Here is a 12881-nt window from a genome sequence, read left to right on the forward strand (position 1 = left end):
ATATATGAACCAGCACACACGACAGCCAAAAGGTAGCGCTGAAAAAAGCGACTTAACAGAATTTTCAGAGGCAGAGCAGCAACTTGCCGAACTGTTGACAATTCAACAAGCCGTTCAGTCTATAGCCGAAAAGCTAAAAGGCATGATCGAACAAGCGATCAAAAAAACAGTTCCAATGGCATAGCTCACCTACCAGATTGTATTGGCCGCTGATCCGGACAGCGGCAATCATTCAAAACTTTCCAGACAAATTATATCTGTAATTCTTTAAAAATGTCGCTTGAGGCGCACTGGCCATGCCATGCCCGAAAGCAAGCCCAAATGATCATTTATTATTCACTTTAAATCTGTCAGACATGAACAGCAAACAGCAAAATACAGTCCGCCAGGTCGCTACGCAAAATGGCGCTTCGGACTCACATTACGGGCCGTATCAAATTGCCCCTAACGGTGACAAGATCACTGTCGAAGGCAATAAGACCCAAATCGGCAGCAAGGTTTATTACGGCGAGAAAAGCGCCAAAGATGCCTTGAACAATCTGGGCAAGAAATAACCCAGGCGCAATTACTGTAACGGGCGGGCCTAATCAACCCGCCCATTTTTAAACATCTTTTTCTAATCTTCAATTCTTTACCATGCCAACAAGTAAGAGATACAGGCGCAATTACGTACTGACCGTTATTGTCGTGTTTTTTCTGATCAGTTTTATGACCTGTTTCAGCGTGAATGCTGATGGAACTAATATCTTCATCACTTTTCTGTTAGCCGTCGTCTTTATCATTATCCGTATCAAATGGAAGATTGTTGCCGATGGACTTGACATTGTTACAAACCCCAATGACGCCCGCTGGTCAACAGACGAAGAATTTGCCCGCATCATCCGTCCTGATCCTCATAAAACAGAAGGCGTATGGCTCGGCGGTGACTATATCTGTACGAAAAATGTGCATGGAATTGTAATCGGCGGTTCAGGTGCCGGGAAATCAAGTCTGCACCTCATCCCGAACCTCTTGATACAACCATTCAGCAGCAACTTCGTACTGGATATCAAAAGGGAGCTAAGCCAGATTACGGCATCCGCCCAAAAGGCAATGGGTCAAACCGTTTATATCATCGATCCATTTGATGATCAAACATCGATTCGCGCCACGCATGGCATTAGAAACTCAGGCTTTAATCCTTTCATCTTTCTCGAAGATGAAAGCGAGCTGATTGAAAACACCAATATCATTGCACAAGCGCTGATCCCGGATAATCCTAATGCAAAAGAACCGTACTGGACGCAACGAGGAAGGCATGTTGTAAGTCTCTGTCTTCAACATATAGCGACCGCTTTGCCTAAAAAAGAGCGGAATATGCACACGCTTTACAAAATGCTCAGAACAAGCGGTGATGAGTTTACCAACCTTTTGCTTTCCATGAAACAGAATACCGCGTTGGATGGAATTATTTCAATTGGCGCAGAGGAACTTTTGGGGTTAATTGACAGCGCAGCTACTTTGGCCAGTATTCGCAGTAATGCGCAAAATGGAACCGAGCTTTTTGCCAGCCCGCAACTGCGCCACAATCTTTCTAAAAATGATTTCAATCCGTATGACCTGTCAGCGAAAGGTAATGTTACCGTCTACCTGATCCTGCCGGAGCGCTTTGTTGATGTTTACGATGGCTGGGCCCGCATGGTCATTGCACTTTCTTTGAAAGCCTGTAATGCAAAGCCAGCCAATCCAGTTCAATTCTTTTTAGATGAATTTCCGCTCCTGAAAAGGTTCGATGATGCCAAACGAAATTTTGCTTTTGGCCGCGGGCAGAATATCCGCATGTGGATTTATGCGCAGTCCATCGCATCCCTGCGTGATATATATGGAGAAGATGGCATGACTGTCTTTTTAGCCAACGCTGGCGTTCTACAGTGCATAGGTGGTATTAGAGATTTAGCAACGAGGGAATATTTTTCCAAGATACTGGGCACCAAAACACGCATAAAGGAACAGCATTCGACCAGCTTTACAGAGGGGAAAGAGGCCAGCACATCTAACAGTATTGCCTATGTAGAAGAAAAAATACCTCTTTTAACACCTGAACAGATTGGCAATATGAATGGTGTTATCACTCTTTGTGACCGAGCAAAGGTTGTGCTGGATGATACACCATATTTCAAGAACCGCTATGAAGGTGTATCGCTGGATGAAAAATGGCTCACAAAGGAAGAACGGGCATTATTGAAAGCAGGGAAACTGCCTGTTGATGAAACACATGAGTATTTTATGAAGATGGCCCACCATCCCCAACGGATTGCCTAAAGGTCTTTGAACTCTGGATCATTATAAAGGTTGATCAGGTGGCATTCCAGAAACAGCGCAATTGTGTTCATCGTGCTTTCGCGCGTTCGGTTGGGTTGCGACAACTTGCAGCAAATGGCAAATTGCATACGCTGATACCACCAATCACCCGGTGAATTTTTCCACGGCTGTGTGGCATGTTTGGCAATCAATGCATCTGCCACAGGGATAAACAGCGCGTAGCTTTCGTTGTCCGCCCGGTCACCTCTTGTTAGCCAGGACGAGACACGGTTTTCATTGGCATTGATGATAGTAGAATGGCTCATGATCAAGTGTAACAGAAACCGTCAAACCAGACAAGATTTTTAAACGTTCAAACGCATTTTTATGACATCGAAAGAACTGGTTGAAAAACATCTACAAGAACGCATTGATTTGGATACAATGCAAAGTCAGGAACTCAAACAGATGTTATCCAGACACGATAAGGAGCGACAGGCAAACCCTTACTCAAAATATTTTGCTTCCAAAAGGCAAGAACAAATGGAAAACCTTTTGAAGCGCCACAAGGTTGAACTGGACAGAATGTATACGGCGCATGAGCAGGAATACCAGAACTGGCGGAAGGTAAACCAGATCATTCGCGATTCCAGAACGCTGTCAGCTGATGCTGAACCCAAGCGCCAAATCTATCAGCCGAATTACGAACCGGAACAGCAATCCAAGCTGGATAAAGTCATAAAGTTTTTTATGCAGCACCGGAAAAGGGATCACGGGCAGGAGCAGTAAGGTCTTTGTTTGACGCGTTATGACACAGGCCCGGCCGTTGCTTTTTGTATAAGCCGTCCGTTCCTGTGTTCATCCCGCGCCTCAGGATTGGCATTTTTTAATAAATGCTCAAGATGTGGCTTGTTACGTACATTCTGTCCTGCACAAGCCATCTTGAAAGGGAGAGGTACTGCGTTCTCCCTTTACCCTCTCGGCTGAAATTTTTCACCTTAAAACATTATGTATGCCTCGTTCATATAAAGCTGCTGACAAGCGGCGCAGCCAGCGTTTTGAGTTAAGGCTAACAATTGAAGAAGCGCATGAAATTGTATCACGCGCAATCAGTGCCGGCATTTCTGTCGCAGACTTCATCCGCAAGTCGGCGTTAGGCGATTCCGCCTATATGCAGACAGCAGCACCGGATAAAGCCGCATTGATAATGGAGTTAAACAACCTGAATAAAATCGGGAACGTTCTGGATCAAATTGTCAGTTCAGGAAAATTTGTGAATAACCCTGATCAAATGGAACTCTTGACCGATACCTTGACAGGGATAAAAAACCTTTCCGGTCACCTGATAAAAAAACTGTCATCATGATTTTAATTGGCCGGACACGGGGCAACGGTGGACAGATGGCCCGGTATCTGATGAACAACCCCGCGAACGACAACGCCAAAGTGTTCGATATACGTGGCACCATTCACAAGGATAATATTTATCTGGCCTTGCGGGAGTTTTCACTAAAAGGTGCATTGACAAAATCCAAGAAGGAAATTTTCCACTTAGTAATAAATCCACCCCAAGACGCTGTGATGCGGGCTGAAGATTGGTTGAAATGTACGGATATAGTCGAGAAGCATATGCACTTCGCACAGCAACCGCGCATAATGGTGCTGCACGATAAACAGCACGTCCATATGCACGTAGGGTATTCGCGCGTGGATGAAAACGGAAAACTCATACCGGACAAGTTCTTCAAACTGGCATTATCAAAAGCACGTCGAGAAATTGAAGAAGTACTGGAACAAAAGCGCACCCCGTTTCGCAATCACGATCGGGATCTGATCAAAAATACATTGACTGAACTTTGGCAGCAGACCACAACCGGAAAAGATTTTATCAGCGCTGCCGAGCGGCATGGCTATACCATTGTGCAAAGTCAATCGCGGCGTCCCTTTATGGTAGTGGATGAAAAAACAGGTATAAGCTATGACCTTGTACGCCAGTTGAAAAATGTACGGACGAAACAGGTCAGGGAACGCTTGCAAGGTTGCAAGCTGGAACTGGATAAGACGGTGATCCGTGAGGCGCGCATTCGGCAAGATGCTGATTACTTTGACCGGCTACAAGAAAACAGCCTGACTGTCATCCTTGAACAAAAAAAGAAATACGACCAACGGCAGAACGAGTTGAAAACCTTCAATGAAAAAATGCGCCTGAAGAAAATTGCCACACAAGAAATGCTGGATAAAGCCATTGATAATCCTGCACAACAAAAGGCCCATGAGCTCTTGCAATCATTCAAACAGCAACAGGAAAAAATAACCGCTGTAGAAAAGTCCCTGACGCGTAAACCCAATAAGAAACTTGAAAAGGCTTTGCAGGAGTTAAAGCAGGCTATTGAAGAAGCAGACAAGCGCCAGCAAAAGAAGCAGTTGCGCCTTGATCTCTAGTAACATTTATCACACCCATTCAAACATTACTTATGATTTATGATACACGGTTAAAAGATTTATTTACCAAGCAGGAAAACCAGATCAAAGCCTTTGAATACCACAAAGAGCTGATGCGCATAGCAGTTTCAGATACAGAACAGCAGTTATTGGAGAAGCATAGTTGTACGTACACCGATGCACCACCTGAAGTTTTGGAGATCATTACCAAACTGCGTGAAGATTACGAACAATATTGGTCGAATGACGGTATCCTGTTAACCGCATTGATGCGCCGACAATTTAAAAATCGTGAGGAATTATTCAACCTACTAACAAATAAATAATTTAAACATGAACATTATTTGCATACAAGATGACGCGTTTCACGCCCTTGTTGATAAAGTAGCAGAACGTCTAATGAACAAATTACCGGTTCAACAAAACAAGTGGATATCCGATGATGAAGCAATGAAAATGCTTAACATTACGAGCAAAACAACGTTGCAGAATCTGCGCGATAAAGGAAAGATTGAATTCACACAACCAATGAAAAAGGTTATCCTGTATAATTATGAATCCATTAATGCCTATTTGGATAAGCATAAAAAGAAAACGTTTTGAAAAAAGCCCCTGCAACCGGGTAATGTCCCGGTTGCTACTGGGGCATGGGTTAGTAAGCCACACACAACGAGGTTTGATCGGTTATCTATTATTCCTATTCTTCTGGATCGGGAGGCATCTGTACAGGCACGACCAGCACCATGCCTTTTACCGTAATGACCTGCACATGGTCACCGCGCTCAAATCCTGCCCGTTCAATCCATCGACCTGCGAGCCGGATATGAGCGACATGGTTGTATAGGCCACGCGTGCCAGGATAAGATAAGTCTGCGACTTTAAGCGTTCGTATATCCGCATTTTCGTGCCGACATAAATACTTATAAATATCCTGAACGCCATGAAGGGCGTCCTTCATTCGATCAAAACAGGTTCTGGCTGCAAGTGTTGACTGTTCCTCATAGTCGATAAATTCTTCTTCAAATTCCGGCGCTTCCATAGTTTGGTATTTTTTATATGAATAAATTGGTTACTGAATATGCGCTTTTTCAATCAAGCCTTCCGTAAGTATGGTTTCTATGCTGCCGTAATCGGTAGTTTGCGAGCAATTACCCATCGAGAAACATTTTTTAGAACGCATTATCGGATTGTTCTTCGCGCCAACGGTTTCGATAGGCAACGCCGTCACATTTATAGTTGTGTATCAAATTGTAGTAATAGGTTGAAATATCACAGGATAAGCAGCTTTCAATCAAACCTTCCTTAAGCATAGCAGTTTTTTGGCCATATGTGGAAAAACCTATGCTGGCTTCCATTCTAAATTCGCGTTTTCCAATGAGCGCCTTCGGACAATAAAAGAAAGTTTTTTTCGACCTCTGATAACAGAAATACAAGACGTCCCCCTTTACAAGTTCAATCTCATTTTGAGGATCTATTTTGTTGCCGATGGTGAATTTAAATGCCTCATCATTTCTGCCCTTGAGAACAGTATACGCAATCCTACAGTTTTCACTGAGAGTGTAATACATCAGAAACCCTGCTTGACACGGGATGATATCGTATATGCCGCCATCTTTCAGGATTTCATTGGCACGCTTGAATAAAGTTTCTTTGCTCTTGTGATACTCTGAAAAGACTTCCATTGTTTTGTTTTAAGGTCATTTCCACTGATACGCATTCAGATACTGTTGCAGTTCCTGCAAGCCGGTTTGCAGTAATTCGTCTATTCGGTAAATTGGTAGTTTTAAACGGGACGCCGCCTTTGCCTTGCTATAGCCCCTGTCGTAAATCAGCCGGATCACTTCACGCGGCCCCGCATCCATTCGATTGAGTAGAGCGTTTATGCCACCGGATGCTGTTTGCAACTGGCTGGCAGTTGGCCATTTCTCGATCACCGAGACCGTTTCAATGGCATGTCGCAGAGCAATATTGAGCATCCAGGTATAAAGTTTCTGCCCCCGGCGTTTGCGGTCACTGATGGTAAAATAGGCGGCAATAAATGCCTTTTGCAGCACATCGGCAGCAATGTCCTTATCTCGCAAAAGCTCGATAAGCGGGCCATGCAATGACGGCGAATAGGTGTCCTGCAAAAAGGTAAAGGCGCTCCTGTCTTTCTTCACGAGCAGATCAACGAGTAGTTGATCCGATATTCCCGGCGCTTTCATATCAGGAGGCCTTTGCTTGCTTGCTCTGATGGATAAATTCATACCCGCCTTCCATAAGCTGGTTCAGCCGTTTTAATTCTTCTTTTTGCTGTTTGATGATTTCCCGGAGGGTTCTTATCTCCTCAATTTGCTCGGAAGCATGAATGAAGTAATTGAATTTGATGTTGTAAATAGCTTCGAGCGCCTTGCCGTGTTCTCGTGTCATTGAAATTTTTGCCGTTTCCAACTCGTAGTATTCAGGCGTGGGAATGCCCATTTTGTGGGCGACTTGTCGTTTGGTCAGGTTGTGCATTTCGCGACACACCTGCATAAGCACGTTTTCCATTGATACGCAGTTTTAGTGAAGTAACAATCGTTTTCTGTGCAACTAATCAATGCCGTTAAATTGTGCTGCAAATATATTTGTTCGGTTAGATATGAAGGATAGTTACAGAACAGGTGAACGTTTTATTTTGAAAAAACAAAAACGCTGCAACCCCTGAAAATGCAGGGTTTCCGCTGTATTGCCTTATTTATTTTTTATTCGATTTTGTTCAAAAATACTTCTTCGAGACTAATAGAACAGATTCAAGGCAAGGCCGATGAAAAAAGCGGTTTCATATATCCGTGTATCAACGCCGGGGCAAGGCAAAAGCGGATTGGGCCTATTGGCTCAACGCGCTATGATTAAGGCATACTGCAAGGCGAATAAAATTTTGCTGGTAAAAGAGTTCCGGGAGGTTAAAAGCGGTGAAGACCATGAGAAACGACCGGAAGTCCTCAAAGCCGTTAACTGGTGCCTGCTTCATCCCGAGTTCGATCTGCTGGCAGCGGCCCAAAGTCGTTTGGGACGTAGCGAGTTCTTTATTTCGAGTTTGATACGTCAGAAAGTTCACTTTGTCAGCATGGACAACCCGACAGCCGATAATTTTCAAAAGCATATTCAGGCTGCTTATGACGAGAAGTTTTTAGAAGAGAACCGGGAAAACACAAAGCGCTCCTTGCAAGCCAAAAGGGACAAAGGCTACAAATTCGTCGGTAATGTCAAGAAACTGATACGGACACTTAAACGCAAGAAACGAGCCTATCTGAAAAAGATCAGATACACGATCAGAAGAGAGAAGAAGAAATATACAACAGTGCGCTCCTTAACCGAGAGGCTTAACCGGTTAGGGCTAAAAAAACTGAACGGCAAGAAACGAGGCTGGCAAGCCAGCGAGGTACACGGCCTCTTACGCGATATTTCACAACTCAAATAATATATACCATGAAACTGAAACCACTTCTTATTACTGCTTGTATTCTATCAACAGCCGTACTTGTCTCATTCTTTACGTTTTGCTTTTTCTTGCTGTCGTCCTGCAAAAAGAAAGATGACAGCGGCAATTGCGGTTCTTATGGCGGAGTAGTCGCTTCCAACACTTATTTATTCTGGATCGACCATGATTTTTCCTGTGGGCAAATCACCGTTGAGGTCAAAGACGTTGATGGGAAAGTCGTCACCCCTTTTCAGGGAAAGATTTCTTATACCGCCGCTTCAGCGCCCGAATGCAGTAACGTCAACTATAACAAGTATGCCACATTCGACCTGTATATGGGCAAGACCTACACGTACAGGGCTACTTGCACGGGAAAGACCTGGACAGGGACGATCATTGTTCCCTGTGAGCAAAACCAATGTAAAAACATCCAGCTTCAATAACACCTTAAATCATCATGTATGTCTATCAAACCATTTAATGTATTGGTTCTTATCTGCCTCCTTGTTTGCAAAGTAAACGCCCAGAGCAAAGTCCGCATTGGCATTAAAGCCGGATTTAATTTCCCGCACTTTAAAGCGTCCGTTATGGACCCGGCTTTGTTCGAGGTCAGCGATGATAATTATTTCTATGCTGGTGGGCAGGTTGAAGTGAAGATCAAAAAGCATTTCAGCTTGCAGCCGGAAATTTTCTATGTCGGTCATTCGGTTAAAGAAGGTGTGACAGCTTTTGAACGGCTGCACCAAATCGCCGTCCCCGTACTGGCAAAGTACCATATCGGCAAGGTTGCCGTTTATGCCGGGCCACAACTGGACGTTTTACTCAAAGCCGAGCAGCATTATTATGATGTCAACATTCAACGTCAGAAAATCGTGAATGTCACCGACAGCAGCTATACAAAGGCCGGACTATCGGCTGTAGGCGGCATTGAATGGACATTCAAATATCGATTTGGTATAGACGTTCGCTATGTATTCGGATTATCCAACAGGTGTTCAGGAAACGGCATTAGTTTTTTGACAGGCTTTAAAGATCAACATATCACTATCAATGCCATTCAAGCAGGGCTGTATTTCCGCTTCGGGAAGAAGCCCGGTAAATAGCCGACTGGCCCGTAATGTTTCCGTACCCTTATGTTTCGCCACCCCTGATGGATCAAAGCGCAGGGGTGGCTTTTTTGTTATGAGCATCACCGCACTGATTCAATGAACGTGGTTTGCAGCAGGTGTTATCGTTTTGCCTTTTAAAACCACCGTTTCAGCAGGCAACTTTTTTGGACGCCGGAAAATTTTGATTCTTCCAAGTTTCACTTTGTCTTTCGCATTTTGCAAATCATAATTGCGCTGCATATTCATCCACAATTCCGGCGTTGTATCAAACGCCTTTGCCAACCGTAAAGCCATTTCCGCGCTGATGCCTTGATGCTCGTTCAGCAACATGGACAGGGTTTTACGGGCGATGCCGAGATTTTCCGCAGCATCGGCCTGACTCAAACCAAGCGGTTCCATATACAGGTTTTTCAATACTTGTCCGGGATGCACCGGTTTCATTCCTTGCTTGAGCATAATAGTCTCCTTTTAATGATAGTCGAGGTAATCGACCAGATATGCTTTCCCATCTTCAAACTGAAAGATGATCCGCCAGTTAGCCTTAACGGTGACCGACCAGTAATTGACCAAATCGCCCTTTAAAGGATGCAAGCCGGAGCCGGGAAAGTTCATGTCGTTAACTTTTTCAGCAGCGTCGAGCAACGTCAGGATAAACCTGATTTTATCGACCTGATCGGGTGGCAGCTTGGACGTATCGTTTTTTGTCCATAGGCGTTTAAGCCCTTTGTGCTGAATACTGACGATCATAGTACAAATATAACATGTTACGTTACAGGTTACAAGAACATTTTTTTATTCCAGAACAAGAACGCTTCATTTAGTGATAAAATATTGATAATGCATGATTTTACCCTATCTGTAATCAGAATGTTCTACCAATAGAAACAGTTATACAGGCTTTACGGATTGTGCCTTGGTCTTGCTAAGAACTGCATCCAAAGCCTCGTCCGCGTCTTCATGAATAAAGTTTTGTTGATAATTGATAGTCGTTTTCACATCTGAATGCCTGTAGAGCTTTTGCAGTTTTTGAATATCAACCGTCCCGCCTGCCAAAGTCGCAAATGTATGACGGGCAATGTGGAGAGTAAGTTTTTTTTCAATCCCCGCAGCAGGTGCAACATGCTCTTGCAAAAATTTATCAATAGCACTGATCTTGAAACCGATTGTTCGCTTTGTGACAAACTGGTCGCTCAAGTCAACGCCTTTTAATTCAGGGAACACCAGATCATTCTTGTTTTCCTTGAATTGTTCGTAGTATTTCAGGATACGGGCAGCCTCATCGGGTACTTTCAATGAACCCGTCTTTTTATTCTTGCCCATTGTGTAATATAGACGGCCATCCTGAAAGTCAGGCCATTTCAGGCGAAAAGCATCGGAAGCCCGCATTCCGGCAAAATAGAACAGGAACAGCCACAGCTTTCGGGCATGTTCATAACGAGGATCAACAAGCTCGACGTTTTCAAGGGCAATTACCTCTGTCCGGGAAAGGCCGATCTTTGTTGTTTCGGGAAAAACGATTTTAAATCCCTTTTTACCAAACGGTGTCAATTTCTCATCGACACCAGCCTGATCCCTTGCAAATGCAAAGACAGAACGGATGGTTACGAAATGATTGGCGACCGATGTGTCGTTGAGGCGTTTTTTCTTTTTTCCTTTGGGTTTGTATACTGTTTTAAGCCAGGTTTCAAAACGCTGGAGCAATCCAACCGTCAAATCTGAAAACACGAGATCTTGTCCATTCAGAAACTCACGGAAATGTTTGATCCGTGGTCTTTCCGACATATAGATATTATAATTTGTCGCCTTTTTTACTTTCAGGTATTCTTCCGCTTGTGCGAAAAACGATACTCCGGCTTTTGGCTTGATTTTTTGCCGGATGGCTTTAGCGGTGGCTTCAGGCTTCTTGGTTTCTATATCAAGGGCATTATCGGTAGCTTCCGCCAATTTTTTACGAAACAGATTATTCAAGCGCTGATGATTAGGGTGGGATTTTTTGACTTCCTTTTTATCATCATCCCAATGTTCAAGTGCTATTTTGCCAATCGTAATAATAGATGGGAACCGATCTTTAATGATCCGGATAGCGATGGGATAAGTACCATCTTTATTTTGTTTTTTGCGTCTAATAATACTTACAGAAGACATTAATTTGCTGTCCTTGTGCAGTTGCAGGGACGTGGCAATTTAATGATTCATAAGGTGCGTTTCGTACTATCGCCGCCTATTAAAGGTTGAAAGTCAACCGATTGGATACAAATGAATTCAATTCAATATATATGGGGGTTTGTGATTAAAGATTTTGTTTGAAATCAATGGAAGCTAAGATGGTTATTGGATAGTAAATATTAAATTTAGGACTGTCTCAAAATCTCTTTAGCTTTAAAATACAATACGTATGCAATATATTGAACCACGGGAAGTAATTATAAGAACATCAAATTTTGAAATGGAAGGAATTATTTCCGGAACGAGAGATGCTTTTAATTACGAATCTTCTAATTCACATTTTATATATTGGTTTCCTAGCGGCATAATTGATTCATTAGCGGTTAAAAAGAATCAGATGAAACCTGAGCAACAAGAAATTATTGAGGCTTGCGAGAATAAGATGAAGGAATTTCTTCCAGAATAATTTGAATGGTGCAATTTTACTTTCAGATTGGATATACTTAAAGATATAATTGAGCAGCATTTTATTTCTCCTGAGAAGCAGGAAATACTAATCCTTTTGAAAAAGTATGATCTTGCTGATTTAATTCTAAAACATGGTACTCTGCTTATTGAGCAAATTCAAAAGCATCTTTCAACTAATAATAAAGCACCCCTTCCTATTTTATCTTCCTCAGCTTCAAATCTACTTGTAGCAATTAATTCCAAAGTAACCTTAATAACGGATCCTTTTGAAAAAAGAAAAATTCAGCAAGCTGTAGCGAACTTATCAGTTCGAATGTTTGCCTCTATTATCAAGCTTTTTCCCAATGATGCATTGGAAGTTTTAAAGGCAGTACAAGAAGGTTTACAATCAACATCAAGTCTTTGGTCTTATGATTACAACGATATTGACCAATTAATGCACCTCAGCGGGTTCTACGAAATGATTCAGTCTATTGATGGAAGCAATGCGGCAAAGAAGATAAAGAAAATTGAACAAGGCCCTATTTCCTTTTTGAAATGGACAAAGAAGTGCGATACAGGCTTCCTCACAAGTGAGTTAAAGGAAAAGGGCTGGATAAAATCCCAAAACGGATTTGTAAAGCTTTTTGACAACCAAGACGAATCGCTAAAAGTGCATTGGAATACAAATTACAGATATGAGTTAGCCAGGCTTTTATTTATGCTTCATGAAAAAGATTTTATACGTCCAGTGCCGTCGAAAGGATATTTTGCTATTGCTGAGCGTCATATAGTGGATTTTGCTGAAAAACCGTTGCCAAAAAATGCATTAAAAAAACTCAGTTCTAAAATGACCCAAGAACCCGATAAGTACAAGGAAATCATATCAGAAGTTGATGAATTGATTAATAAACTGAATTCTCGTTAAGGAACTATTGAAGGACTATTGAGGGACTATTGGCGATAGTCCCTTGGTTCGAGATAGATGACAGTCG

General features: G+C 42.8%; 21 protein-coding genes. 13 read left to right on the forward strand and 8 right to left on the reverse strand.

What is annotated here, in order from left to right; translation table 11 throughout:
• Positions 1-4 precede the first annotated feature (4 nt).
• The 3 genes from A3860_RS02440 to A3860_RS02450 all read left to right on the forward strand — a co-directional run bounded on the left by A3860_RS02440 (position 5) and on the right by A3860_RS02450 (position 2301).
• Complete coding sequence (locus A3860_RS02440; RefSeq protein ID WP_081144934.1) at positions 5-184, forward strand: hypothetical protein; 180 nt, start codon at positions 5-7, stop codon at positions 182-184.
• A gap of 172 nt (positions 185-356) precedes the next feature.
• The gene (locus A3860_RS02445) at positions 357-554 is read left to right on the forward strand and encodes a hypothetical protein (RefSeq protein ID WP_081144935.1); all 198 of its coding nucleotides are present in this window, start codon (positions 357-359) and stop codon (positions 552-554) included.
• Positions 555-636: 82 nt separating this feature from the next.
• On the forward strand, positions 637-2301 hold the full coding sequence (locus tag A3860_RS02450) for a type IV secretory system conjugative DNA transfer family protein (protein WP_081144936.1): 1665 nt from the start codon (positions 637-639) through the stop codon (positions 2299-2301).
• Here A3860_RS02450 and A3860_RS02455 read toward each other — a convergent pair.
• Complete coding sequence (locus A3860_RS02455) at positions 2298-2606, reverse strand: hypothetical protein (protein ID WP_143773910.1); 309 nt, start codon at positions 2604-2606, stop codon at positions 2298-2300. The genes A3860_RS02450 and A3860_RS02455 overlap by 4 nt on opposite strands.
• 61 nt (positions 2607-2667) lie before the next feature.
• On the opposite strand from A3860_RS02455, the gene A3860_RS02460 reads away from it, so the two are divergent.
• The 5 genes from A3860_RS02460 (at position 2668) to A3860_RS02480 (ending at position 5325) form a co-directional block, all read left to right on the forward strand.
• The gene (locus tag A3860_RS02460; RefSeq protein ID WP_081144938.1) at positions 2668-3069 is read left to right on the forward strand and encodes a hypothetical protein; all 402 of its coding nucleotides are present in this window, start codon (positions 2668-2670) and stop codon (positions 3067-3069) included.
• Positions 3070-3292: 223 nt separating this feature from the next.
• The gene (locus tag A3860_RS02465; protein WP_081144939.1) at positions 3293-3646 is read left to right on the forward strand and encodes a plasmid mobilization protein; all 354 of its coding nucleotides are present in this window, start codon (positions 3293-3295) and stop codon (positions 3644-3646) included.
• Positions 3643-4722, forward strand: a complete 1080-nt coding sequence (locus tag A3860_RS02470; RefSeq protein WP_081144940.1) for a relaxase/mobilization nuclease domain-containing protein — start codon at positions 3643-3645, stop codon at positions 4720-4722. The genes A3860_RS02465 and A3860_RS02470 overlap by 4 nt, the downstream gene beginning before the upstream one ends.
• A 32-nt stretch (positions 4723-4754) precedes the next feature.
• Entirely contained in the window at positions 4755-5048 is a 294-nt protein-coding gene (locus A3860_RS02475) for a hypothetical protein (RefSeq protein WP_081144941.1), read from the forward strand.
• 7 nt (positions 5049-5055) lie between these two features.
• Positions 5056-5325: a helix-turn-helix domain-containing protein gene (locus A3860_RS02480; RefSeq protein ID WP_081144942.1), complete on the forward strand. Its 270-nt coding sequence runs from the start codon at positions 5056-5058 to the stop codon at positions 5323-5325.
• Positions 5326-5419: 94 nt separating this feature from the next.
• Here A3860_RS02480 and A3860_RS02485 read toward each other — a convergent pair whose 3' ends face one another.
• From A3860_RS02485 to A3860_RS02500, 4 genes are all read right to left on the reverse strand, one after another.
• A complete protein-coding gene (locus A3860_RS02485) occupies positions 5420-5761 on the reverse strand; it encodes a SymE family type I addiction module toxin (protein WP_081144943.1) in 342 nt (113 codons plus the stop codon).
• 130 nt (positions 5762-5891) lie between these two features.
• Positions 5892-6404 carry a hypothetical protein gene (locus tag A3860_RS02490; protein ID WP_081144944.1) on the reverse strand — a complete coding sequence of 171 codons (513 nt, stop codon included), beginning with the start codon at positions 6402-6404 and terminating at the stop codon, positions 5892-5894.
• A gap of 15 nt (positions 6405-6419) precedes the next feature.
• Positions 6420-6926 (reverse strand): RNA polymerase sigma factor, encoded by a 507-nt coding sequence (locus tag A3860_RS02495; RefSeq protein ID WP_081144945.1) that lies wholly within the window; start codon positions 6924-6926, stop codon positions 6420-6422.
• 1 nt (position 6927) lies between these two features.
• Positions 6928-7251: a helix-turn-helix domain-containing protein gene (locus tag A3860_RS02500; RefSeq protein WP_081144946.1), complete on the reverse strand. Its 324-nt coding sequence runs from the start codon at positions 7249-7251 to the stop codon at positions 6928-6930.
• A 256-nt stretch (positions 7252-7507) separates the two neighbouring features.
• Here A3860_RS02500 and A3860_RS02505 point away from each other — a divergent pair, with 256 nt between their 5' ends.
• From A3860_RS02505 to A3860_RS02515, 3 genes are read left to right on the forward strand one after another with little or no spacing between them, the layout of a single operon-like run.
• Positions 7508-8164, forward strand: coding sequence for a recombinase family protein (locus tag A3860_RS02505; protein ID WP_081144947.1), 657 nt, complete (start codon positions 7508-7510; stop codon positions 8162-8164).
• Between the two features lie 8 nt (positions 8165-8172).
• Complete coding sequence (locus A3860_RS02510) at positions 8173-8607, forward strand: hypothetical protein (RefSeq protein ID WP_081144948.1); 435 nt, start codon at positions 8173-8175, stop codon at positions 8605-8607.
• 18 nt (positions 8608-8625) lie between these two features.
• Entirely contained in the window at positions 8626-9267 is a 642-nt protein-coding gene (locus tag A3860_RS02515; RefSeq protein ID WP_081144949.1) for a porin family protein, read from the forward strand.
• A gap of 99 nt (positions 9268-9366) precedes the next feature.
• Here A3860_RS02515 and A3860_RS02520 read toward each other — a convergent pair whose 3' ends face one another.
• From A3860_RS02520 to A3860_RS02530, 3 genes are all read right to left on the reverse strand, one after another.
• Entirely contained in the window at positions 9367-9729 is a 363-nt protein-coding gene (locus A3860_RS02520; protein WP_216823358.1) for a HigA family addiction module antitoxin, read from the reverse strand.
• A gap of 12 nt (positions 9730-9741) precedes the next feature.
• A complete protein-coding gene (locus A3860_RS02525; protein ID WP_081144950.1) occupies positions 9742-10020 on the reverse strand; it encodes a type II toxin-antitoxin system RelE/ParE family toxin in 279 nt (92 codons plus the stop codon).
• A gap of 141 nt (positions 10021-10161) precedes the next feature.
• Complete coding sequence (locus tag A3860_RS02530; RefSeq protein ID WP_081144951.1) at positions 10162-11418, reverse strand: site-specific integrase; 1257 nt, start codon at positions 11416-11418, stop codon at positions 10162-10164.
• Between the two features lie 250 nt (positions 11419-11668).
• On the opposite strand from A3860_RS02530, the gene A3860_RS02535 reads away from it, so the two are divergent.
• Entirely contained in the window at positions 11669-11905 is a 237-nt protein-coding gene (locus A3860_RS02535; RefSeq protein WP_081144952.1) for a hypothetical protein, read from the forward strand.
• A gap of 27 nt (positions 11906-11932) precedes the next feature.
• Positions 11933-12814, forward strand: coding sequence for a hypothetical protein (locus A3860_RS02540; protein WP_081144953.1), 882 nt, complete (start codon positions 11933-11935; stop codon positions 12812-12814).
• The last annotated feature ends 67 nt before the right edge of the window (positions 12815-12881 follow it).

This window comes from Niastella vici (genome assembly GCF_002077945.1).
GTDB lineage: Bacteria > Bacteroidota > Bacteroidia > Chitinophagales > Chitinophagaceae > Niastella > Niastella vici.

Excerpts from the sequence above, each read along its gene's own strand:
- A3860_RS02460 (WP_081144938.1), top strand. The coding sequence starts at position 2,668 with ATGACATCGAAAGAACTGGTTGAAAAACATCTACAAGAACGCATTGAT.
- A3860_RS02505 (WP_081144947.1), top strand. The coding sequence starts at position 7,508 with ATGAAAAAAGCGGTTTCATATATCCGTGTATCAACGCCGGGGCAAGGC.
- A3860_RS02495 (WP_081144945.1), bottom strand. The coding sequence starts at position 6,926 with ATGAAAGCGCCGGGAATATCGGATCAACTACTCGTTGATCTGCTCGTG.
- A3860_RS02500 (WP_081144946.1), bottom strand. The coding sequence starts at position 7,251 with ATGGAAAACGTGCTTATGCAGGTGTGTCGCGAAATGCACAACCTGACC.
- A3860_RS02445 (WP_081144935.1), top strand. The coding sequence starts at position 357 with ATGAACAGCAAACAGCAAAATACAGTCCGCCAGGTCGCTACGCAAAAT.
- A3860_RS02485 (WP_081144943.1), bottom strand. The coding sequence starts at position 5,761 with ATGGAAGCGCCGGAATTTGAAGAAGAATTTATCGACTATGAGGAACAG.
- A3860_RS02450 (WP_081144936.1), top strand. The coding sequence starts at position 637 with ATGCCAACAAGTAAGAGATACAGGCGCAATTACGTACTGACCGTTATT.
- A3860_RS02525 (WP_081144950.1), bottom strand. The coding sequence starts at position 10,020 with ATGATCGTCAGTATTCAGCACAAAGGGCTTAAACGCCTATGGACAAAA.
- A3860_RS02490 (WP_081144944.1), bottom strand. The coding sequence starts at position 6,404 with ATGGAAGTCTTTTCAGAGTATCACAAGAGCAAAGAAACTTTATTCAAG.
- A3860_RS02455 (WP_143773910.1), bottom strand. The coding sequence starts at position 2,606 with ATGAGCCATTCTACTATCATCAATGCCAATGAAAACCGTGTCTCGTCC.
- A3860_RS02480 (WP_081144942.1), top strand. The coding sequence starts at position 5,056 with ATGAACATTATTTGCATACAAGATGACGCGTTTCACGCCCTTGTTGAT.
- A3860_RS02515 (WP_081144949.1), top strand. The coding sequence starts at position 8,626 with ATGTCTATCAAACCATTTAATGTATTGGTTCTTATCTGCCTCCTTGTT.
- A3860_RS02465 (WP_081144939.1), top strand. The coding sequence starts at position 3,293 with ATGCCTCGTTCATATAAAGCTGCTGACAAGCGGCGCAGCCAGCGTTTT.
- A3860_RS02475 (WP_081144941.1), top strand. The coding sequence starts at position 4,755 with ATGATTTATGATACACGGTTAAAAGATTTATTTACCAAGCAGGAAAAC.
- A3860_RS02510 (WP_081144948.1), top strand. The coding sequence starts at position 8,173 with ATGAAACTGAAACCACTTCTTATTACTGCTTGTATTCTATCAACAGCC.
- A3860_RS02440 (WP_081144934.1), top strand. The coding sequence starts at position 5 with ATGAACCAGCACACACGACAGCCAAAAGGTAGCGCTGAAAAAAGCGAC.
- A3860_RS02520 (WP_216823358.1), bottom strand. The coding sequence starts at position 9,729 with ATGCTCAAGCAAGGAATGAAACCGGTGCATCCCGGACAAGTATTGAAA.
- A3860_RS02535 (WP_081144952.1), top strand. The coding sequence starts at position 11,669 with ATGCAATATATTGAACCACGGGAAGTAATTATAAGAACATCAAATTTT.
- A3860_RS02530 (WP_081144951.1), bottom strand. The coding sequence starts at position 11,418 with ATGTCTTCTGTAAGTATTATTAGACGCAAAAAACAAAATAAAGATGGT.
- A3860_RS02470 (WP_081144940.1), top strand. The coding sequence starts at position 3,643 with ATGATTTTAATTGGCCGGACACGGGGCAACGGTGGACAGATGGCCCGG.